The organism is Nonomuraea sp. B208 (genome assembly GCF_057536035.1).
Genome location: NZ_BAAJOU010000003.1, coordinates 94199 through 113898 on the forward strand (window position 1 = coordinate 94199; position 19700 = coordinate 113898).

17 protein-coding genes are annotated in these 19700 nt (G+C 72.0%); 7 read left to right on the forward strand and 10 right to left on the reverse strand.

Annotation, left to right across the window (positions count from 1 at the left end; translation table 11 throughout):
• The first annotated feature begins 76 nt into the window (after positions 1-76).
• Together AC27IY_RS01745 and AC27IY_RS01750 are read left to right on the forward strand one after the other, a co-directional pair.
• Positions 77-934, forward strand: a complete 858-nt coding sequence (locus tag AC27IY_RS01745; RefSeq protein WP_487176900.1) for a PaaX family transcriptional regulator — start codon at positions 77-79, stop codon at positions 932-934.
• A gap of 20 nt (positions 935-954) precedes the next feature.
• Positions 955-2433 (forward strand): acyl-CoA synthetase, encoded by a 1479-nt coding sequence (locus AC27IY_RS01750; RefSeq protein ID WP_487176901.1) that lies wholly within the window; start codon positions 955-957, stop codon positions 2431-2433.
• Between the two features lie 6 nt (positions 2434-2439).
• Here AC27IY_RS01750 and AC27IY_RS01755 read toward each other — a convergent pair whose 3' ends face one another.
• Positions 2440-3687: a Gfo/Idh/MocA family protein gene (locus tag AC27IY_RS01755; protein WP_487176902.1), complete on the reverse strand. Its 1248-nt coding sequence runs from the start codon at positions 3685-3687 to the stop codon at positions 2440-2442.
• Between the two features lie 72 nt (positions 3688-3759).
• Between AC27IY_RS01755 and AC27IY_RS01760 the strand changes: the two genes are divergently transcribed.
• The 4 genes from AC27IY_RS01760 to AC27IY_RS01775 all read left to right on the forward strand — a co-directional run bounded on the left by AC27IY_RS01760 (position 3760) and on the right by AC27IY_RS01775 (position 7926).
• Positions 3760-4890 carry an ROK family protein gene (locus AC27IY_RS01760; RefSeq protein WP_487176903.1) on the forward strand — a complete coding sequence of 377 codons (1131 nt, stop codon included), beginning with the start codon at positions 3760-3762 and terminating at the stop codon, positions 4888-4890.
• A 70-nt stretch (positions 4891-4960) separates the two neighbouring features.
• Positions 4961-6214 carry an ABC transporter substrate-binding protein gene (locus AC27IY_RS01765; protein ID WP_423473134.1) on the forward strand — a complete coding sequence of 418 codons (1254 nt, stop codon included), beginning with the start codon at positions 4961-4963 and terminating at the stop codon, positions 6212-6214.
• Between the two features lies 1 nt (position 6215).
• A complete protein-coding gene (locus tag AC27IY_RS01770; RefSeq protein WP_344204664.1) occupies positions 6216-7118 on the forward strand; it encodes a carbohydrate ABC transporter permease in 903 nt (300 codons plus the stop codon).
• A complete protein-coding gene (locus AC27IY_RS01775; protein WP_344204662.1) occupies positions 7111-7926 on the forward strand; it encodes a carbohydrate ABC transporter permease in 816 nt (271 codons plus the stop codon). The genes AC27IY_RS01770 and AC27IY_RS01775 overlap by 8 nt, the downstream gene beginning before the upstream one ends.
• 50 nt (positions 7927-7976) lie before the next feature.
• On the opposite strand, the gene AC27IY_RS01780 is transcribed toward AC27IY_RS01775, so the two are convergent.
• From AC27IY_RS01780 to AC27IY_RS01800, 5 genes are all read right to left on the reverse strand, one after another.
• On the reverse strand, positions 7977-9299 hold the full coding sequence (locus AC27IY_RS01780) for a glycoside hydrolase family 30 protein (protein ID WP_449943483.1): 1323 nt from the start codon (positions 9297-9299) through the stop codon (positions 7977-7979).
• 112 nt (positions 9300-9411) lie between these two features.
• The gene (locus AC27IY_RS01785) at positions 9412-9831 is read right to left on the reverse strand and encodes a hypothetical protein (protein WP_487176904.1); all 420 of its coding nucleotides are present in this window, start codon (positions 9829-9831) and stop codon (positions 9412-9414) included.
• Positions 9832-11550: 1719 nt separating this feature from the next.
• On the reverse strand, positions 11551-12807 hold the full coding sequence (locus AC27IY_RS01790) for a lamin tail domain-containing protein (RefSeq protein WP_487176905.1): 1257 nt from the start codon (positions 12805-12807) through the stop codon (positions 11551-11553).
• Positions 12808-12905: 98 nt separating this feature from the next.
• Positions 12906-13148, reverse strand: a complete 243-nt coding sequence (locus AC27IY_RS01795) for a helix-turn-helix domain-containing protein (protein ID WP_487176906.1) — start codon at positions 13146-13148, stop codon at positions 12906-12908.
• On the reverse strand, positions 13149-13796 hold the full coding sequence (locus tag AC27IY_RS01800; RefSeq protein ID WP_487176907.1) for a DUF2975 domain-containing protein: 648 nt from the start codon (positions 13794-13796) through the stop codon (positions 13149-13151). It lies immediately after the preceding gene.
• Positions 13797-13935: 139 nt separating this feature from the next.
• Here AC27IY_RS01800 and AC27IY_RS01805 point away from each other — a divergent pair, with 139 nt between their 5' ends.
• Positions 13936-14154 (forward strand): hypothetical protein, encoded by a 219-nt coding sequence (locus AC27IY_RS01805; protein ID WP_364451548.1) that lies wholly within the window; start codon positions 13936-13938, stop codon positions 14152-14154.
• A gap of 13 nt (positions 14155-14167) precedes the next feature.
• Here the strand turns inward: AC27IY_RS01805 and AC27IY_RS01810 are convergent, their stop codons facing one another.
• The 4 genes from AC27IY_RS01810 to AC27IY_RS01825 all read right to left on the reverse strand — a co-directional run bounded on the left by AC27IY_RS01810 (position 14168) and on the right by AC27IY_RS01825 (position 19614).
• Positions 14168-14803: a GOLPH3/VPS74 family protein gene (locus AC27IY_RS01810; protein ID WP_487176908.1), complete on the reverse strand. Its 636-nt coding sequence runs from the start codon at positions 14801-14803 to the stop codon at positions 14168-14170.
• Between the two features lie 11 nt (positions 14804-14814).
• Positions 14815-16194: an APC family permease gene (locus tag AC27IY_RS01815; protein WP_487176909.1), complete on the reverse strand. Its 1380-nt coding sequence runs from the start codon at positions 16192-16194 to the stop codon at positions 14815-14817.
• Between the two features lie 133 nt (positions 16195-16327).
• Positions 16328-17809, reverse strand: coding sequence for a multicopper oxidase family protein (locus AC27IY_RS01820; protein ID WP_487176910.1), 1482 nt, complete (start codon positions 17807-17809; stop codon positions 16328-16330).
• Positions 17810-18075: 266 nt separating this feature from the next.
• A complete protein-coding gene (locus AC27IY_RS01825; protein ID WP_487176911.1) occupies positions 18076-19614 on the reverse strand; it encodes a M28 family metallopeptidase in 1539 nt (512 codons plus the stop codon).
• Between the last annotated feature and the right edge of the window lie 86 nt (positions 19615-19700).

Genomic DNA, 19700 nt, shown 5'->3' on the forward strand with positions numbered 1-19700 from the left:
ACTGCGATGAGGCCCTGAATGTAGGCAGGTACATTACGGCTGTCAAGAGAGTGCCCAAGATGTGGGGGAGGGGTCCATGCGGCCTCAGTCGGTGATGCTCACCTTCCTGGGGGATCACGTGTACCGGCGCGGGATCTGCGTCTCCTCACGCAGCTTCATCGAGGTGTTCGCCAAGGTCGGCATCTCGGAGGAGGCCACCCGCTCGACCCTGACCCGCATGGTCAGGCGCGGCCTGCTGCGCCGCCGGCGCTCCGGCCGGCGCATGTACTTCGGGCTCACGCCCACCAGCGACGAGGTGCTGCGGGACGGCGAGCGGCGCATCTGGCACAGCGGGGTCGTCAACGACGCCGCGGAGGACCGCTGGACGCTGATCGGGTTCTCGCTGCCCGAGTCGTGGCAGCGGCAGCGGCACGAGCTGCGCTCCCGGCTCGTCTGGTCCGGCTTCGGCCCGCTGCAGAACGGCCTGTGGATCGCCCCCGGCGAGGTGGACGTGACGGAGGTGATCGACGACCTGCGCGCCGACCTGGGCGCGAACGTCAAGGTGTTCGCCGCCGAGCCGCGCCGCCCCACGGACATGCAGGCGCTGGTGCGGGAGGCGTACGACCTGGAGGGCCTGGGCCGCCGCTACCGGGAGTTCCTGCGCCGCTGGGACCGGCCCGACCCCGCGCCGGAGGCCCCCGACGACCTGGCCCGCTCGCTGACGCTGCTGACCGGCTGGCTGCAGATCATCAGGACCGACCCCCGGCTGCCGCTGCGCCACCTGCCCGGCGACTGGCCGGCCGAGCAGGCCCAGCGGGTCTGCCACGCGCTGCACGAGCGGTTCAGGCCGGAGGCGACGGCGGTCGCGGAGCGGCTGCTCGACACCGTCCCCGACGACTCCCTGGCGGGCCTCGATCGCGGGCGGGACGGTGACAGCGATCACATCGTGGCCTAACTTGGGGCTGAGGAGGCCCGATGCGGAATCAGGGGATCGGCTCGTGGCCGGCGCGCAGGGCGAGGATGACGCCCGATCGGGTCGCGCTGTCGTTCCAGGGACGTGACCGCACCTACGGCGAGCTGCGGGAGCGTGTCCACCGGCTGGCCTCCGCCCTGGCGGGCGAGCTCGGCGTGCGGCGCGGCGACCGGGTCGCCTACCTCGGGCCGAACGAGCCCGCGCTGGTCGAGACGTTCTTCGCGGCGGGCCTGCTGGGGGCGGTGTTCGTGCCGCTCAACACCCGTCTGACCGTCCCCGAGCTGCGCTTCGTCCTGGAGGACGCCGACCCGGCCGCGCTGCTGCTGGGCTCGGGCCGAGACGGCGACGGGCTGCCCGGCCGGCACGTGCCGGCGGCGGCGTACGAAAACCTGCTCGCCGCCGGCTCGGCCGCCCCGATCGACGAGCCGGTGAGCCGCGGCGACGTCTGCCTGATCATGTACACCTCGGGCACCACCGGCCGTCCCAAGGGCGCCATGCTCACCCACGGCAACCTCACCTGGAACGCGGTCAACCTGCTGGTCGACGTGCCGCTCGGGCCCGACGAGGTGACGCTGGTCAGCGCGCCGCTGTTCCACATCGCGGCGCTGGCGCAGACGCTGGTCCCGACCGTGCTCAAGGGCGGCCGGTGCGTCCTGGAGCCGTCGTTCGACGTGGAGCGCACGTTCGAGCTGGTCGAGCGCGAGCGGGTGACGGTGATGTTCGGGGTGCCGTCGATGTTCGGCATGCTCACGCGCTCGCCCCGCTGGGCCGGGGCCGACCTGTCGAGCCTGCGCCACCTGCTGTGCGGCGGCGCGCCGGTGCCGCTGCCGCTGATCCGGGCCTACCAGGAGCGCGGGCTGACGTTCCTCCAGGGGTACGGCATGACCGAGACCGCGCCCGGCGCGCTGTTCCTCGGGGCCGAGCGCTCGGTCGACAAGGCGGGGAGCGCCGGAGTGCCGTGCTTCTTCTCCGACGTCCGCCTCGTCGCGCCCGACGGCTCGCCCGCCGCCCCGGGCGAGCCCGGCGAGGTGTACGTCCAGGGCCCCAACGTCATGCCCGGCTACTGGCGCCGCCCCGAGGAGAGCGCGGAGGTGCTCGACGCGGACGGCTGGTTCCGCTCCGGCGACGTCGGGATCGCCGACGAGGACGGCTACGTGACCATCTCGGACCGCATCAAGGACGTGATCATCTCCGGCGGCGAGAACATCTACCCGGCCGAGGTCGAGAGCGTGCTCTACGGCCATCCCGCGGTCGCCGAGTGCGCGGTGATCGGCGTGCCCGACGAGCGCTGGGGCGAGGTGGGCAAGGCGCTCGTCGTGCCGCGGCCGGGCGCGGCGGCCGAGCCCGGCGACCTGCTGCGGCACCTGGACGGGCGGTTGGCCCGCTACAAGATCCCGAAATATCTGCAGATCGTGCCCGAGCTGCCCAAGAACGCGGCCGGAAAGCTGCTCAAGGCCCCGCTCAGGAAGATGTACGGATAGCAGCGCTCAGAGCGTGACGACCGTGCCGGTGAGGCGGGCCCGCTCGGCCGCCCACACCACCCGGTGCGTCATCAGGCTCTCGGCGCCGTCGGTGCTCAGCAGGGACGGATCGCCCGCGGCGACGGCGGCGAGGAACGCGTCGGCCAGCCCTTCGTCGCCCCCGCCGTGCCCGTCGGCCGCCGACGGGCCCGCCTGGCCGACCGTGTCCACGGTTTCCTCGCCGCCGGTGCGGAAGTCGACCACGCGCAGCGTGCGCCCGTCGCCCTCGATGTAGCCGTGGGTGCCGAACAGCCGGGTGCGGCGGTGCTCCACGGGCGTGAACGCGCTCATCGTGAACGAGCACGTCGCGCCGTCGTCGAACTCCATCGTCACCTCCTGGTGGTCCACGACGTCGTTGTCGCAGGCGTACACGCACCGCCCGTAAGGACCGGTGCGCAGCGCCTCGCGCACCTCCTCCTCGGTGCGGCCGGGCGTGACCGCCGACAGCGGCCAGAACTCCCGGTCGGGGTCGCCGAGGCAGCCGAGGTAGAGCCGCGGCGCCGAGTACGGGCAGGACGGCTCCAGCGGGCAGTCCAGGCACCGGTCCGCCGCCCCCTCGGGCCGCTCCTCGGGACGGAAGTGCGACAGCGAGCCGAACGACGACACCCGCGCGGGCGGCCTGCCGAACAGGTGCACCAGCCAGTCCACGTCGTGGCAGGCCTTGGCGAGCAGCATCGGCGCCGAGGTGTCCTGCCGCCGCCAATGCCCGCGGACGAACGAGTGCGCCTGGTGCCACCAGCCCACCGGCTCCAGGTGCTGGGCGCCGATCAGCCGCCCGATCCGCCCCTCGTCCAGCAGTTCCCTGACCGCCCGCGTGTACGGCGTGTAGCGCAGCACGTGGCAGACCGCCAGCATGATGCCGTTGCGGCGGGCGGCCTCGGCGATCTCGGTCGCCTCGGGCTCGCTCGTCGCCATCGGCTTCTCCAGGAGAATGTGATAACCGAGGTCCGCGAGCGCGACCGCGGGCCCGGTGTGCAGCTGGTCCTGGGTGGCCACGACCGCGGCGTCGGCCACCCGCCCGGCCGCCACGAGCTCCGTCCAGTCCGTGTGCGCCTGCCGGGGCTCCAGGCCGAACTCCGCCGCGAACGCGGCGCGCCGCTCCGGGTCGGGCTCGGCCACCGCCACCACGCGCCCCGCGCCCGTGGCGTGCGCGCGGCGCGCGTAGGTCAGCCCTCGCAGGCCGCCGCCCACGACGGCTAGAGTCACCTCAGTCATGGAACCTTCCCCGCTATATTTCATGGAGACCATCATTATTCGGCTCTGGACAGTCGACGGCAAGGGGGGCCGATGGCCGAGGACGTGAGCGGCGGCGACCTGTCGCGGCTCAGGCAGCTCAACGCGCTCGCCCTGATCAGGGCGCTGCAGGGGCGGCCGCCGCTGACGCTCACCGAGCTGGCCAAACGCACCGGCCTGTCGCGCGCCTCCACCGAAGACGTGGCCCGCGAGCTGCTGCGCAAGGGCTGGCTGGCCGAGGCGGAGCCGGCGCCCGGCGGCGTGGGCCGCCCGGCCCGCCGCTACCGCTTCCGCGCCGAGGCCGGCCGGGTGCTCGGTCTCGACATCGGCGGGCACAACGTCCGCGCCACCCTCGCCGACCTGGACGGCGACGTCGCGTCCGCCGCCCGGGTCGCCGTCACGCCGGAGATGGGCCGCGCCGAGCGGCTGGAGGCGGTGGACCGGGCCGTGCTGGCCTGCCTGGAGCAGGGCGGGCTGACCGGCGCGGACGTGTGGGCGTCGGGCGTGGGCACCACCGGGCTGGTGGACGGCGCGGGCAAGGTCATGCTGTCGGAGGCGCTGCCCGAGTGGACCGGCGTCGATCTGGCCGCGCACGTGCGCCGGCTGGCCCCCGCGCCCGTCCTGGTGGAGAACGACAGCAAGCTCGCGGCGCTCGCCGAGTGCTGGCGCGGCGTGGCCCGCTACGCCAAGGACATGGTGTTCCTGCTGGCCGGCCTGCGCACCGGCGCGGGCCTGGTGATCGACGGCAAGCTGCACCGGGGCTTCGCGGGCGCCTCGGGAGAGATCGGCGCGCTGCCCGCGCTCGGCTGGATCCGCGCCCAGGAGCACCTGGTCAAGGCCGCGGGCGGGGAGGCCGGCGACGTGTTCGCGGCGGCCAGGGCGGGCGAGCGGGCGGCGGTCACCGCCGTGCGCCGCTACGTCAGGGATCTCGCGCTCGGCGCGTCCGCGCTGGTCCTGGCGCTGGACCCGCAGATGGTCGTGGTCGGCGGCGGCTACTCGCGCTCGGCCGACGTGCTCATCGAGCCGCTGCGGCGCGAGCTCGACCGCTGGTGCATCCGCACGCCCGAGGTGCGCATGTCGGCTCTCGGCGACGAGGCCGTGGTGCTCGGGGCGGTGCGGCTGGCGCTCGACCACGTCGAGGAGCGCGTGCTCGACGGCCGCACACCGCTCGTGAGCCATCTGTAACACAGGGCCCCTTGAAGAAAATTATCGTGGACTCCATGATTACTCCCACGTTCGAGGAGAGGACTGGGAGATGTGGAAGTCGGCACGGAGCGTCGTGGCGCTCCTTTGCACGGCGCTGCTCGCCTCCGCCTGCGCGGGTGGTGAGCAGGCCGGCACGGGCGCTCAGGCGCAGGGGAAGGTGACGCTGTCGTACGGCGTCTGGGACGCGACCCAGCAGGACGCGATGCGGGAACTGGCCGCCGAGTTCACCAAGACGCATCCGAACATCACCGTGAACGTCCAGCTCACCCCCTGGGCCGACTACTGGACCAAGCTCAAGGCCGCCGTCAGCGGCGGCGCCGCGCCCGACGTCTTCTGGATGAACGGCCCCAACTTCCAGCTCTACGCCTCCAACGGCGTGATCAAGCCGATCGAGGAGCAGGTCGACTCCTCCGTCTACCCCAAGGCGCTGGTCGACCTCTACACCTACGAGGGCAAGCTGTACGGCCTGCCCAAGGACATGGACACGGTCGGCGTCTGGTACAACAAGGAGCTCTTCGACGCGGCCAAGGTCGACTATCCCGCCGACGACTGGACCTGGGACGACTTCAAGAAGGCCGCCGCCAAGCTCACCGACCCCGCCAAGGGCGTCCACGCCATCGGCGCGCAGCTCACGAGTTTCCAGGAATACCAGTACAACACCATCTACCAGGCCGGCGGGTACGTCATCTCGCCCGACGGCAAGAAGTCCGGCTACGACGACCCCAAGACCATCGAGGGCCTGCGTTTCTGGACCGACCTCATCGCCGCCGGGCACTCGCCCGACCTCAAGACCATGACCGACACCGCGCCGCTGCAGCTCTTCGAGGCCGGCAAGCTCGCGATGTACTGGGGCGGCTCCTGGGACGTCGCCGAGTTCACCAAGAACGACTACACCAAGGACAAGGTGGACGTCGCCCCGCTGCCCAAGGGCGAGAAGCAGGCCACCATCATCCACGGCGTGGCCAACGTGATGTCCGCCAAGACCGAGCACCCGGCCGAGGCATGGGAGTTCGTCAAGTTCCTCGGCTCGAAGCCGGCCGCCGACATCCTCGGCAAGAAGGGCCCGATCCCGGCCTACAACGGCACCCAGAACGACTGGATGGCCGCCCACCCCGAGCTGAAGCTGAAGGTCTTCCTGGACGCGGTCGCGTACGCGGTGCCGTACCCCGTCTCCAAGAACACCGCCGCCTGGCAGGAGCAGGAGCTCACCCACCTGACCAAGGCGTGGACCGGCGAGGTGCCCGTCGAGAAGGCCGCCGCCGACCTCGCGGCCGGGATGAACGACCTGCTGGCCAAGGAGTGACGTGACCACGCGCAAGCCGAGGAGCGAGGCCCTGTGGGGGTACGCGTTCATCGCCCCCACAGGACTCGGGCTCGCGGTCTTCTACCTGTGGCCGGTGCTGCAGACCGCGTACTTCTCCTTCACCGAGTGGGGGGTGTTCGGCGGGCACACGTGGGTCGGGCTGGAGAACTACGCCCGCCTCGCCGCCGACCCCGAGGTGCGCCAGGCGGTGCTCAACACGGTCACCTACACCGTGCTCGGCCTGCTCGGCATCCCGGTCGCCATCGTGTTCGCCGCGCTGATGAACGTGCCGGGGCTGCGCGGCGCCGGGATCTACCGGACGGCCTTCTTCCTGCCCGTGGTGACCATGCCGGTCGCGGTCGCGATGTTGTGGCGCTGGCTCTACAACGGCGACTACGGCCTGGTCAACCAGGTGCTCGCGGTCGTCGGCATCGACGGCCCCAACTGGATCGCCGACCCGGACACCGCGTTGTACGCGCTGGTCGTCGTGGGCGTCTGGACCAGCGTCGGCTACAACCTCATCATCTTCCTCGCCGGGATGCAGGCCATCCCCAAGGAGACGTACGAGGCCGCCGCGCTGGACGGGGCGGGCCGCGTCAGGCAGTTCTTCTCGATCACGCTGCCGCTGCTGTCGCCGACCGCGTTCTTCATCTCCATCGTCTCGGTGATCGGCTCGCTGCAACTGTTCGACCTGGTCTTCGTCATGACCGGGTCGGGGCAGGCGGCGCGGGCCAACCCGGCCTACGGGCGGCTGCAGACCGTCGTTCAGCTCTTCTACGAGCGGGCCTTCGTCACCAACGACCGCGGCTACGCGGCGGCCGTCGTGATCGCGCTGCTCGTGCTCATCGCGGCGCTGACGATCCTGCAGTTCCGGCTCCAGCGCAGGTGGGTGCACTATGTCTAGACGCGGGCCGCTCGGGGTGCACGCGGTGCTCATCGCCTCCTCCCTGGCGATGGTGGCGCCGTTCGCCTGGCAGGTGATCACCTCGCTCAAGACGCTCAGCTCCGCGACCCGGGTGCCGCCGTCGCTGCTGCCCGAGGGGCGCTGGGACAACTACGCGAAGGTGTTCGAGCTGCTGCCGTTCGGCGAGCAGTTCCTCAACACCGCGGTCATGGCCGCGGGGCGGGTGGCCGGGCAGGTGCTGTTCTGCTCCATGGCCGCCTACGCCTTCGCCCGGCTGCGCTTCCCCGGCAAGAACGTGCTGTTCGCGGTGTTCCTGTCGGTGCTCATGGTGCCGCCGCAGCTCTTCGTGATCCCGCAGTACCAGATCATGTCCGGGCTCGGCTGGCTCAACAGCCTCCAGGCGATCATCGTGCCCGGCCTGTTCAGCGCGTTCGGCGTGTTCCTGCTGCGGCAGTTCTTCCTCGCGCTGCCACGCGAGCTGGAGGAGGCGGCCCGCCTCGACGGGGCGGGGCCGGTGCGGATCTACTGGTCGATCATGCTGCCGCTGGCCCGTCCCGGGCTGGTCGCGCTGGCCGTGCTGTGCCTGCTGTGGGCGTGGAACGACCTGTTCTGGCCGCTCGTGGTCAACACCGATCCCGAGAAGATGACGCTGTCGGCGGGGCTCGCCTCGCTCCAGGGGCAGTACCAGACGGACTACCCGGTCCTCATGGCCGGCTCGCTCATCGCGTCGCTGCCGGTGATCGCCGTCTTCGTCTTCCTGCAGCGTCAGTTCATCCAGGGCATCGCCCACACGGGCAGCAAGGGCTGAGTCTTGCGGCGAGGGCCCGGGGGACCCGGGTCCGGGCCCTCGCCGGTCCGTCAGCGGACGACGACCGTGGTCAGCGTCCGCGGCTGCAGGGTCACCGTGCGGCCGGCCACCGGTGACGGGGTGAGGGAGTTGTCGTTGTTCGTGACGTACGCGGTGGCCCGGCCCGGCACGCCCTTCCAGGTGACCGCGGCCGTGCCCGTGTTGAGCACCTCGATCACCCGGGAGCCGTCCGGGTTGCGGAAGGCCGACACCTTGAGCGCCGGGTCGGCCGCCGAGGCGCCGACCCGGACCGCGCCCGGCCTGATGAACCTGCTGTAGGCGGCGAGCGCCCACAGGCGCTTCGACACGCTGTACGTCTTCGCCACGTCGTCGATCTGCAGCAGCGCCCGGGTCGCGCCGCGCGACGCGCCGAGCCAGTAGACGTAGCCGCTGACCTGCCCGAGCGTGAGCGCGTCATGGACGGCCGAGGCGATCGTGAAGCCGTCGAAGCCGCTGCCGTCGTCCCAGGCGGTGTTCCAGCGGTCGCCGTTGGGGTTCCACTCCGACATCCACGTCCTGCGGCCGGTCGGCAGCGGCGCGTCCACGGGGCTGGCGTAGGTGTGGCCGGTGTGGGTCTTCACCCAGCGGCGGGCCTCGGGGTCGGCCTCGATCGCCGCCGTGTACGCCTTGGCCTCGTTCCAGCCGAAGGAGTCGCAGCACGCCACGTCGACGTCGCGCGCGATCGGCCCGAGCACCTTGACGAACTCGGCGGCCTGCTCCGGGGTGAAGCGCATGGAGGCGTACGTGGCCGTCCAGTCGGGCTCGTTGGTGAAGCCCAGGTCGGTGATCCTGATGCCCTCCTTGGCGTAGAACTTCGTGTACGCCACCAGGTAGTTCGCGTAGGCCCGCCGCCACTCGGGCAGCAGGGTGCCGCCGTTCTTGTCGTCGCCGTTGTCCTTCATGTAGCCGGGGGCGCTCCAGGCGTCGGCGAAGAAACGCCGCACGCCGTAGCGCTGGGCCTCCTTGGCCACCCAGACCTGGCTGTTGTCGTCGCCGTCCCACACGTATTTCGGCGGGGCGTCCGGGCCGCCGGGGTTCTCCGGCTGGATGGAGACCATGTGGTCGTACGGGCTGCCGGCCGGGGAGGAGCCGATGCCGAGGCGCAGGATGCTCAGCCCGGCGCCCTTCTTGCGGTCGAACCACAGGTCGAGGATCTCCCGCTGCTGCTCGGCCGGGAGGGCCTTGAGCAACTCGTTGCGGCGGAAGGCCTGCGAGATGCCGAAGCCGTCGATCTGCTGGTGGCGTACGTGCTCGTCCAGGGTGACGGCCGGGGGCGGCGCGGGGTGGACAGGGTGGAGGCCGAGCAGGGCGATCGCGACAATCCCGCGTAACATGGCGACTCCGAAAGTTTCGGACATATGGCGATATGTTTCATCGATCCGCCCGGAACGCTAAATGTCGCAAACACCTCCCGTCAACACCCATCTCATGGTTTTGGGGTCGCGGTCAGATCTGGTCCGGGCGCCACGCCGGGAGGTCGTACCGCTTCGCGACCGTCCGCCAGGCGTCGGCGAAGCGGGCCTTCGCCTTCCGCGCGTCCTCCGAGCGGGCCAGGCCGCGCCGGTAGTCACGGTCCTCGGCCACCGGGCCCGAGCAGTCGCCGGCGAGGTGGCGGCGCGCCCATGACAGGAACGCGGCATCGGCGTCGAACGAGGCGTCCAGCGCGGCCACCAGGGACTTCCGCAGGGCGGCCCCGTCCGGGAGCGCGTCCACGGCGAGTGCGCGGGCGGCGGCGAGCTGGTCGCGGCGGCCCGCCGTGATGTCCACGATCCTGTCCAGGCCGCTGCGGCGGCACTGGGTCGTGGCGACGATGGCGTCGGTGAGACCCGAATGGGACGCGTTGCTGCTGGCCAGCACGTCGTTCATGGCTCGCGCCTGAGCGGCGGCGGGACCGGCGGGGCCGGTGGACCGGGAGGGCTGGGCCGGATCGTCGGATTGGTCAGGTCGGGCGGACTGGGCGGGTTCGGTGGGCTGTGCGGATGGGGCGGCTTCGGCGGACCGGGCGGGCTGGGCCGGCTGCGCGGATTCGGCGGGTTCGTTGGGTTCGTCGGATGCCGTGGGTTCCGCCGGGTCGTCGGATGCCCTGGGTTCGGCCGATGCCATTGGTGCGGCGGGCGCGGTCGCGCCGGGAGCCGCGGCCCCCTCGCCGGGCTGGGACGCGATGGTGCTGGAGTCCCCAGCACCGATCACCGGCCGCGGGGCGGCCCCTCCCTCCGTGACCACCCACCAGGTGAGCGCCGCCGCGACCAGCGCCGCAACCAGACTCACCAGCACGGACGCCCGCCGCCACCACCCTCGCTGCCCCTCCACCGGCTCCTCGGCCCGGCGGGGATCGTCCGGAGGCGCGCCACCATCAACCTGCCCGAGACCAGGCGCGGCCGGCCGGGCCTCGAACAGCCCGGACCGAGGCGCCTCTTGGAAGGGGTAGGGACCCGGCCGAGGCGAGCCGGCCCGCGGCGGGCCGAGGTCGCCTGCCAAGGGCCGAGTTCCAGGCGGTGACGGCTCCACCGACGGCGTGCCGGACCGAGGCACGCCCGCCCCGGAGACGCGCGCCCCAGACGGGGGCGGCCCGGACAGGGGCGGCCCGAACCAACGGGGGTTGTCGGGTTCAGGCGGCGGCGGTCCGGGCTGGCGGGGACTGGGGTGGCGAGGGCTGGGCTCTGGCGATGGTTCGGGCCGGCGGAGATCGGGCTGAGGCGTGGAACTGGGCTGGCGAGGGTTGGGCTCAGACGGTGATTCGGGCTGGCGGGGACTGGGTTGAGACGGTGATTCGGGCTGGCGGGGACTGGGTTGAGACGGTGATTCGGGCTGGCGGGGACTGGGCTGAGACGGTGATCCGGGCTGGCGGGAACTGGGCTGAGACGGGGGACTGGGCTGCGGGGGCGGGCCGGGGCGGCGGGGGCTGGGCGGGGGCGGGCCCGGACGGGAAGTGCTCGGGTAGGGATGACCCGGCTGCGAGGTGCCGCGGTAGGGATGCCCGGACCGGGGCGGGTCGGGGGAGGGCTGGTGCGGCCGTGCCGAACCGGGGAAGGGACGGCCGGGCATGCGCGAGGCGGAAGAGCGCTCCCCGCCTCTGCCCCCGCCCGGCCCGGACGCCCCCTGCCCATACGTGTCGAGTCCGGGAACGCCGGTCCCGTGGTCGCCGGGCCCAAGATCGCCGTGCTCGGGGCCGCTACGCCCAAGGGCGCCGGACCTGGGGCCGCTACGCCCGGAGGTGCCGGGTTGAGGGGCGCTGGACCCGTGGGTGCCGAGCTTGGGGGTGCCGGGCCCATACAAGTCCCGCCCAAGGGTGCCGGACTCGGGGGTGCTGGACCCGGGGGTGCCGGGCTTGGGGGCGCCGGGCCCATAGGTGTCCTGCTCGGGGGCGCTGCGCCCGTACACGTCCCGCCCGAGGGCGCCGGGCCCGTACGCGTCCTGGTCGGGGGCGCTGGGCCCGTATACGTCCTGCCCGGAGGGGTCGTGTGCGGCAGGGGTGGGGCAGTGGGGGCAGTGAGGGAGGGTGGGTGGGGTGGGGGAGCCGCAGTGGGGGCAGAGCCGTTCGCCGTCCGAGTCTTGCACCATGTGCGCCCTCCCCGGGGTCGGAGATCAGCGGCCGAAGCAGATGGTCCGCCCCGCGCGGACCTGGTCGGCCTTGTAGGTGACCTGGTCGATGGTGGTGCCGTCGGCGTCCACGAGGACGAGGCCGCCGCCCTGGTTGCCGAGCCGGAGCGGCCCGCCGAGCGTCACCCGCAGCGTCGAGCCGCCCGCGAGGGTGCCGATCAGCCCCAGGCGCCCGCCGGAGCCGGACAGTGCCCATCCGGTGAGGTCCACGGTGCCGGGCGTCAGGTTGAGCAGCGTGACGGACTCGCTCCCGTGGTCGGGGCCGCGCGGGTCGGGCAGGGCGGCCACGATCAGCACGTCGCCCGCGGCGGTGAACGGCGACCGCACCGGAGCGCCGGGCGGCGCGGGGTCGGGGTCGATGACGAACCGCTCCGGCCACACCGTGAGCTGGATCTCCTGCCCGGAGGCGCGTACGACGTCGTGCAGGTTGCCGCGTTCCAGCGTGTCGAGCAGGAAGAGCTGGTCGTCGCGGTGCACGGGGTCGGCCCGCAGCCAGGTGTCGAAGTGCGAGAGGTCGGTGAACCCCTCGGCGAAGTACGGCACCAGCCGCCGGAACAGCTTCGGCCACAGGACGAGCCGTTCGGCCGCCGCGAGCCCGTCGATCGGGGCCGGACCGCCGGGGTCGCCGGTCGCGCGCGGCCAGATGCCACCGGGCAGCGCCTTCTGCCGGGCCTGCGCCGACACCTCGGCCAGATGCGTACGCAGCTCGCCGGGCAGCGTCGCGTAGAACGCCGGGTAGACCAGCCCGGCGGTGAGCAGCGCGGCGTTGACGGTGTCGTCCACGCCCGCCGCGTCGAGGAACACGGCCGCGCCGTCGGGCCCGGGATGTTCGCCCGCGCGGACGAAGCCGATGAGCCGGCCGTTGGCGTCGACGCCGTTGGTGAGGACGTGGCCGCGGAGCTCGTCCTGGTCGGCGGAGCGGACCGTGTTGGGCAGGTCGTCCCAGAAGACGACGTTCGTGAAGCCGAGCAGGCGCAGCAGCTCGTCGCGGGCGGCGTACGCGCCGGCGGGCTCCTGGTGGGTCTCGGCGAAGTGGGTCTCCAGCGCGTCCACGGCCTCCAGGCGGATGGACACGCCGCGACGGCTCAGGGCCGGGGGCCGTCCGGAGTGCCGGGCCAGCCGTTCGACCAGCGCGGGGTTGTCGGGCCTGAACTTGATGGTGTCACCGTCGGGCTCGGGGCCGCGCCGCGGCGAGTCGGGGTAGCGGATGACGAAGACGCCGCGTAACAAGGTATAACTCATCGCAAATCCCCCATGTGCCGGCGACCGGAGCGTAGCTCCCATCCGCGGCCTCGTCCATGACTTCACACAGATCAGCGATGGGTCGGCGCGCTCCGCCGTCACGGGTCCTCGGCGGGAGTGCTCGTGTAGCGCAGGAGGTCTCCTGGCTGGCATTCGAGCACCTCGCACAGCCGCGTCAGGGTGGAGAACCTGATGGCCCTGCCCTTGCCGGTCTTGAGGATCGACAGATTGGCGATCGTCACCTCGACCCGGCAGGACAGCTCGGTCAACGTCATGCCGCGCTGAGAGAGCAGCTCGCCGAGCCGGATCTCGATGCGCCCGTCGAGCTCGCCCGGCGGCACTCAGATCGTGCCTTCGAGCTCGTCGAGCATGGCCAGGCCGCGCCCGATCACCTCAGCCACCACGAACGCCCCCACGCCCATCAGCACGGCGACGAGCGGCGAGCCGACGTCACCGGGCACCACGTACGCGTCGACGGTCGTCATCCGGGCCGCCACGCTCTTCGCCGCGAAGTCGAGGGCGCAGGCCGCCAGCGAGCCGAGGGTGAGGACCGCGCCGATCCTGCGCAGGTCCCGCACCGTGTCGCCGGAGAACAGCGCGCGGTCTCCGGCGACGCCCCGCGTGGTGATGCGGACGAGCCAGAACAGGGAGAAGAGCATCACCAGCGCACCGGGCAGCCACGTGAACAGGTGCAGCGCGGCCAGCAGCGGCGCGCGCGCCGGATCGTAGAGTGCCGCTTCGACCACGACGTTCACCGCACGCACCCCCGGGGCCAGAGCCCCGTCGAGCGACACGCGGGCGTGCGACGGCCAGAGCCCGGTGAAGCCGAAGTCGGCCGTCGCCGTCGGTAAGGCGAGGACGACGTCGGCGATCAGCCGCGCGAGGGTGGCGAGCACGCCGAGCACGAGAGCGGTGGTCAGGAGCAGGTGCAGGCGCCGGGTCCACGCGCCGACCGCCGAGGGCGCGGTTGCTGTCCGGCTGTCGGGCATCGGCCGTCTCCTTTATCGTTTCGATGAGGATGCCACCGCGATAGCATCGAAAAACGATAAAACAAGCCGAACAAAGCGCGCGAGCAACGCAAATCGGCCAGACTTTAGGCATACGCCCGTGAATGCGGAAGGATCGGACATGGCCGAAGAGCAGGAGATCGTCCAGCCCGGCGGGCCCAGGCAGCCGGACCAGGCCCACGAGGTGGTCGTTGCGCAGGTCCGGGACATCACCCGCGAATCGAAGATCGTCATCGAGGCCGGCGGCGGGGTGGACACCGCCTTCCGCCGGTTGTTCCCGACCACCTACGACGTCACCGTGCACCACCCGGAAGGTCTGGAGACCGGCGAGGACAAGTAGTCTCCGCGGCCGGTCAGCGGTAGACCGCCACCGCGGCCTCCCCGACCAGGCCCTCCACGACGCCGACCAGCTCGGCGACCTCGCGCGAGCTCTCGCGGGCGATCTCGCGCAGCCGGCCGACCAGTTGCCCGGACGGCTGGTCGAGGTAGAGCTCCTCCTCCAGCCGCAGCACCGCGACCAGCCCGCACAGCGCGGCGCAGCGCGCGTCCGGCTGCCGCCAGCCCTCGACGGCCGAGCGGGCGCCGGACGAGGCGCGCACCACCGAGGCGATGTCCGCGGGCTCATAGCGGGTGGTCGGCAGCACGCCCATCACCCGCCTGGTGGTGCGGCGCAGCACCCCGGAGCCGGTCAGGGCCTCGCGGGTGCGCTCGTAGGCGTCGCCGGCCGCCCTCTTGATCGGCGTACGGACGTCGCCCGGCTCGCCGGCGACGAGCGCGAGCAGGTCGTCGGCGAAGGCGTCGCCGCCGTCCGCGGCCGGCACGGAGGCTGCCACCCGGCCCCGGGCGACCGCGACCCGGCCGTCCAGCGCCAGCTCCAGCAGCGCCGCCCCGGCCAGCCCGAGCGCCATCGAGGCCGGATGGATGAGCAGTTTCCCGGCCTGGCCGTGCGCGATGAGGTACAGGTCGTGGTGGAGCGGCAGCCGGTCCATGGCGGCGCCCGCTAGAACCGGTCGGCGGGCACGCCGCCGAGGACGGGACGGCGGCCGAGCAGATAGAGCACGAGCAGCGCCAGCGCCCCCAGCGCGAGCCAGATCAGCCCGACGGCCTGCGCCAGGACGTTCGCGTTGATCACCACGAAGATCAGGATCGCCATGCCGATCAGCGGCGCGGCCAGGTGCGGCCACCACGCCCCCGAACGGCCGCGCACCGTGTAGTGCACGATCACCGACACGTGCAGGACGACGAAGGCCACCATCGCGCCCATGTTGATGAGGCTGCTCAGCACGCCGACGCCGTCGTCCCTGACCGACATCCAGATGCCGAGCCCGACCGACAGCGCCGACACCAGCATGATCGCGTTGGCCGGCACGGAGTGCCGGACCGACACCCTGGCGAGGAACGACGGGAGCTGCCGGTCGCGGGCCATCGCGTACAGCAGGCGCGAGACGGCCACCTGGGCCACCAGCGTGTTGGCCAGCCCCCAGAACAGCGCCGTGGCGATCGAGGTGACGTCGCGCAGCCACTCGCCGCCCGCGACCGCCGCGGCGTCGTAGAAGGCGGTGTCGGAGCCGCTGGTGAGCAACCCGTCCGGGTCGGGCACGAGCAGGGCGGCGACCCAGACCTGGGTGATGAACAGCACCCCGGCCAGCACCAGCGCCAGCCGCATGGCCCGGCCGACCTGCTCGGAGCCGCCGGTGGACTCCTCCACCAGCATGCTGATCCCGTCGAAGCCGAGGAAGGACAGCACCGCGACCGAGACCGCGGCGAAGACGATCGGCCAGGAGAAGGTGTCGCCGTTGAACAGCGGCGTCAGGCTGAACCCCCGCCCCTTGCCCTGCAGCAGCGCCCAGATCCCGACCAGCAGGAACAGCGCGAGCACGACCAGCGCCCCGACGATCATCACGCGGGTGAGCCGGATCGTCATGCGGATGCCGCGCAGGTTGATCGTCGTGTTGACGGCCACGAAGCCGATCACCCAGGCCCACACGGGGACGGCCGGGACGACGTCGTTCATGGCGATCGAGGCGACCAGGTAGAGCAGGCTCGGCACGAGGATGTAGTCGAGCAGCACCATCCAGCCGGTGAGGAACCCGACCGGCGGCGCGATGCCGCGCCCCGCGTAGTTGTAGACGGAGCCGGACAGCGGGAACGCCTTGACCATCTGCGCGTACGACGACGCGGTGAACAGCAGGGCGATCATCCCGACGAGGTAGGCCAGCACCGGCATGCCGCCGGATTCGGCGTAGACGATCCCGAAGATCGCGAAGGGCGCGATCGGAACCATGAACACCAGGCCGTAGAAGACGAGGTCGGCCAGCCCGACCCCGCGGTGTAACTCCTGGCGGTAGCCGAACTGTTCGATGCTCTGCTGTGTGCGCACGACCTCTCCATGTCGTCATGCGGCAAGCGCGGGGGGTGACTCGGTGATCCTTCCGCAGCCCGGGGCCACGTCGCAAGGGTCCCCCCTCACCTCACCGCGCCCGAACGCGAGAGGTGAGGCCGTCCGGGACGCGCTAGTGGTGGCCCATGCCCGTGCCGGTGACGGTGACACCGGCCTGCGGGCCGTAGCCGAGGACGCCCATCATGCCCTGCTCCTGGTGGTACAGGTTGTGGCAGTGGAACATCCACTCGCCGGGGTTGACGGCCTGCACGTCGAACTCGACGCGCTCGCGCGGCTTGACGTTCACGGTGTCCTTGCGCGGCCCGCGACCGCCCGGCACGTGCACCTGGAACGTGTGCCCGTGCAGGTGCATCGGGTGCCACATGGGCGACAGGTTGCTCAGCACCACCCGTACCGTCTCGCCCCGGTCCACCTGCAGCCGGTACGGGTCCCCCGCCAGCCGGTCGTTCAGCGTCCACTCGTTGCCCGACTCGCGCATGCCGAGCTCCACCAGGACGGTCCGCGAGGGGCGGGGCAGGTTGTCGGCGCGCCGGGGCCGCAGGTCGCGGTAGGCCAGCAGTTGCCCGTCGAGCTGCGAGGGCTGCACGTCCGAGGCCGGGGCGGTCCCGCTCGCCGTGCGCACCAGCGCGAACGCCCGCGCCCCCTTCCCCTCGGCCAGCGCCACCAGCGGGAACACCCCGTCGTCCAGCCGGACCAGGAAGTCGTAGCGCTCGCCCATCCCGATGAGGAACGTGTCCACCGTGACCGGTTTGACGGCGAACCCGTCGGCGTGCGTGACGGTCAGGCGGTGGCCGCCGAGCGCGACGCGGAAGGCGGTGTCGGCGGCCGCGTTGATGACCCGGAACCTGGCCCGCCGCCCCGGCCGCGCGGTGAACGTCGCCGGTGTCTCCGGGGCGCGCCCGTTGACCAGGTAGAGCGGGTGGCGGACCTCGCCCGTGACGCCGCCGAGCAGGGTGCTGCGCAGGGTGTCGTCGTGGTCGTTGCTGGCGTTGAGCTTCGTCAGCACCTCGTCGGGGGTGCCGAGGATGCCGTCGAGCCAGTCGTCGAGCAGCACGGTGAACTCCACGTCGTAGCTCATCGGCTCGCGCGGGTCGTGCACCACGAGCGGCCCGTAGAGGCCGCGGTCGGCCTGCATGCCGACGTGCGAGTGGTAGAAGTACGTCCCCGGGTCCGGGACCCGGAAGGCGTAGTCGAACCGGCCGCCCGCCGGGGTGGCCTGCTGGGAGTAGCCGGGCGCGCCGTCCATGTGGTGGGCGATCTGGATGCCGTGCCAGTGCACGGTGGTCGGGTCCGGCAGCCCGTTGACCAGCGGCGCGCGGACCACGCCACCGGCCGTGGCGCTGATCATCGGGCCGGGCAGCATGCCGTTGTAGGTCCAGGTGCTGACCGTGTGCTCGCCCAGGGTCAGCGTCGTGGGCAGGGCGCGCAGCGGCACCGCGCGCGACTGCCCTGCCGAGGAAAGGGGCACGGGAGAAGCCGGGACGGGGTCCGTCGCCGACGGGTTGCCGAGCAGGCGCGCTCCCGCCGCGAAGGCTCCGGTGACGATCAGTCCTCTGCGCGAGACGCGCCTGCGGGACCACCACGTATGTGTCACAAGCATTCTCCCCCCGTTCACTTGGCACGGTAACGGACAGTAACGGGAGATTCGGTGTGCCACGCGGACGGTGGTCGATCCGAGGCGCGGCGGATCGCCGAGGCCGGGGGCGCCGCGCCCGAGATCGAGCCGGCCGCCCGGCCCCGGACCAGGCGATGACCGACCCCGAGGTACGGCTGCGCGGCCCGCAGCCGGTCAGGGTCGGCCACCAGCGGCCGTGATCGTGGCGGATGGCGGGAACCGGCGTCCCCGCCATCCGCGTGGGGTCAGCTCGCCGCGTCGGCGGGCTGGTGGGTGTGCGTGCCGGCGCTCCGCTTCGCCGACGCGGCGCGGGCGGTCCCCGCGGCGCCGATCGAGCCGGTGTCGAAGGCGTAGCGCGCGGTCAGCGTGGCGATGGCGTCCGAGTTGACGTCCAGGGCCTTGTCGTTGATGTTGGCGATGGTGTCGCAGACGCTGTGGTAGCACGGGTCGAGCGGGGCGCCCGCCGTGCCGCCGAAGATCGCGGCCTCCTCGGCCGTCTTCAGCTCCTCGGCGCCGGTGAACAGGCCGCCGGAGGGGATCCCGGCCGCGATGAACGCTCCGTAGTCGGAGCGCCCGGTGAACGCGGTCGCGGTGTACGGCAGCCCGCGCCCGGCGAAGAACTTCTCGAAGTCCTCCTCGATCACGTCCGACCCGGCCGGCCCTGAGGTGCCGAACGCGTCGCCGTCGCCGTCGTAGATGCCGAAGGTGTAGTTCGGCGAGGCGATCATGTCGAAGTTGAGGTAGAGCGCGATCTTGGCGCGCTCGGCCTCCGGCAGGGTGGTCACGTAGTGCTCCGAGCCGAGCAGGCCGAACTCCTCGGCGCCCCAGAAGGCGAAGCGCACCTGGTTCTTCGGCTTGGTCTTGGCGAACTGGAGCGCGACCTCCAGGATGCCGGCGCTGCCCGAGCCGTTGTCGTTGATGCCGGGGCCCTCCTGGACGCCGTCCAGGTGCGCGCCGAGCATGACGACGTTGTTCCTGTCGCCCTTCTTGGTCTGCGCGATCACGTTGTACGTGGTCCGCTGCTCCACCACCGGGTCCCAGTTCATCTGGACCGCGGCGCCCGCGGCCGCGGCCAGCTCCTGGCCGACGGAGAAGCGGGTGAAGAACGACGGGATGGTGACGCCGGGTCCGCTGAGCACCGGGTTGAGGTCAACCTCGGTGCGCCCTTCCTGGCCCTCGTTGAACACGATGGCCGCGGACGCCCCGGCCGCCATGGCGTTGTCCACCTTGACGCGGAAGTTGCAGGTGCCGCGCTGCATGAGCGCCACGTTGCCCGGGACGAAGCCCGCGAAGTCGCTCGCCTCGCAGCCGGACGACGAGGAGTTGGCCGGGCCGGGCGGCAGCACCAGGTCGACGGCCTGGACGGTGCCGCTCGCCGCGCCGGCCGGCGAATCGCCCATCGCCACGTAGTCCTGGAAGAAGCCGTACGTGTACGTCTTCGCCGGGGCGGGGCTGGTGCGCTTGAGCACGGGCGGGGTGCGGTAGCCGTCGAAGGTGAACTCGAAGGGCTGGATCGTCACCTCGTAGCCGGCGGCGTGCAGCTTGCGCGCCACGTAGTCGCGGGAGGCGTCGAAGCCGGCGCTGCCGGAGACGCGGGTCCCGTCGTTGGCGTCGGCGATGGCCTGGAACGCCTTGAGGTGCCTCTTGACGTTCTTGCCGGTCACGTCCTTGACGAGCTTGCGTACGGCGGCGTCGTCGCGGCCGTGCGCCTGGGCGGGGCCGGCCACGGCTAACGGGAGGAAGACGACCGCGGCCGCCGTGATGGCGCCGAGTAGGGAACGCATGTTTCCGTTGCTCCTCGGTACGTAAGGGGAGACCCGGGTCGAAGATGCGCGCGTGTCCTGAAACTAGTAAGAATCGCCGTAGATAA

Excerpts from the sequence above, each read along its gene's own strand:
- AC27IY_RS01745 (WP_487176900.1), top strand. The coding sequence starts at position 77 with ATGCGGCCTCAGTCGGTGATGCTCACCTTCCTGGGGGATCACGTGTAC.
- AC27IY_RS01750 (WP_487176901.1), top strand. The coding sequence starts at position 955 with ATGCGGAATCAGGGGATCGGCTCGTGGCCGGCGCGCAGGGCGAGGATG.
- AC27IY_RS01755 (WP_487176902.1), bottom strand. The coding sequence starts at position 3,687 with ATGACTGAGGTGACTCTAGCCGTCGTGGGCGGCGGCCTGCGAGGGCTG.
- AC27IY_RS01760 (WP_487176903.1), top strand. The coding sequence starts at position 3,760 with ATGGCCGAGGACGTGAGCGGCGGCGACCTGTCGCGGCTCAGGCAGCTC.
- AC27IY_RS01765 (WP_423473134.1), top strand. The coding sequence starts at position 4,961 with ATGTGGAAGTCGGCACGGAGCGTCGTGGCGCTCCTTTGCACGGCGCTG.
- AC27IY_RS01775 (WP_344204662.1), top strand. The coding sequence starts at position 7,111 with ATGTCTAGACGCGGGCCGCTCGGGGTGCACGCGGTGCTCATCGCCTCC.
- AC27IY_RS01780 (WP_449943483.1), bottom strand. The coding sequence starts at position 9,299 with ATGTTACGCGGGATTGTCGCGATCGCCCTGCTCGGCCTCCACCCTGTC.
- AC27IY_RS01785 (WP_487176904.1), bottom strand. The coding sequence starts at position 9,831 with ATGAACGACGTGCTGGCCAGCAGCAACGCGTCCCATTCGGGTCTCACC.
- AC27IY_RS01790 (WP_487176905.1), bottom strand. The coding sequence starts at position 12,807 with ATGAGTTATACCTTGTTACGCGGCGTCTTCGTCATCCGCTACCCCGAC.
- AC27IY_RS01800 (WP_487176907.1), bottom strand. The coding sequence starts at position 13,796 with ATGCCCGACAGCCGGACAGCAACCGCGCCCTCGGCGGTCGGCGCGTGG.
- AC27IY_RS01805 (WP_364451548.1), top strand. The coding sequence starts at position 13,936 with ATGGCCGAAGAGCAGGAGATCGTCCAGCCCGGCGGGCCCAGGCAGCCG.
- AC27IY_RS01810 (WP_487176908.1), bottom strand. The coding sequence starts at position 14,803 with ATGGACCGGCTGCCGCTCCACCACGACCTGTACCTCATCGCGCACGGC.
- AC27IY_RS01825 (WP_487176911.1), bottom strand. The coding sequence starts at position 19,614 with ATGCGTTCCCTACTCGGCGCCATCACGGCGGCCGCGGTCGTCTTCCTC.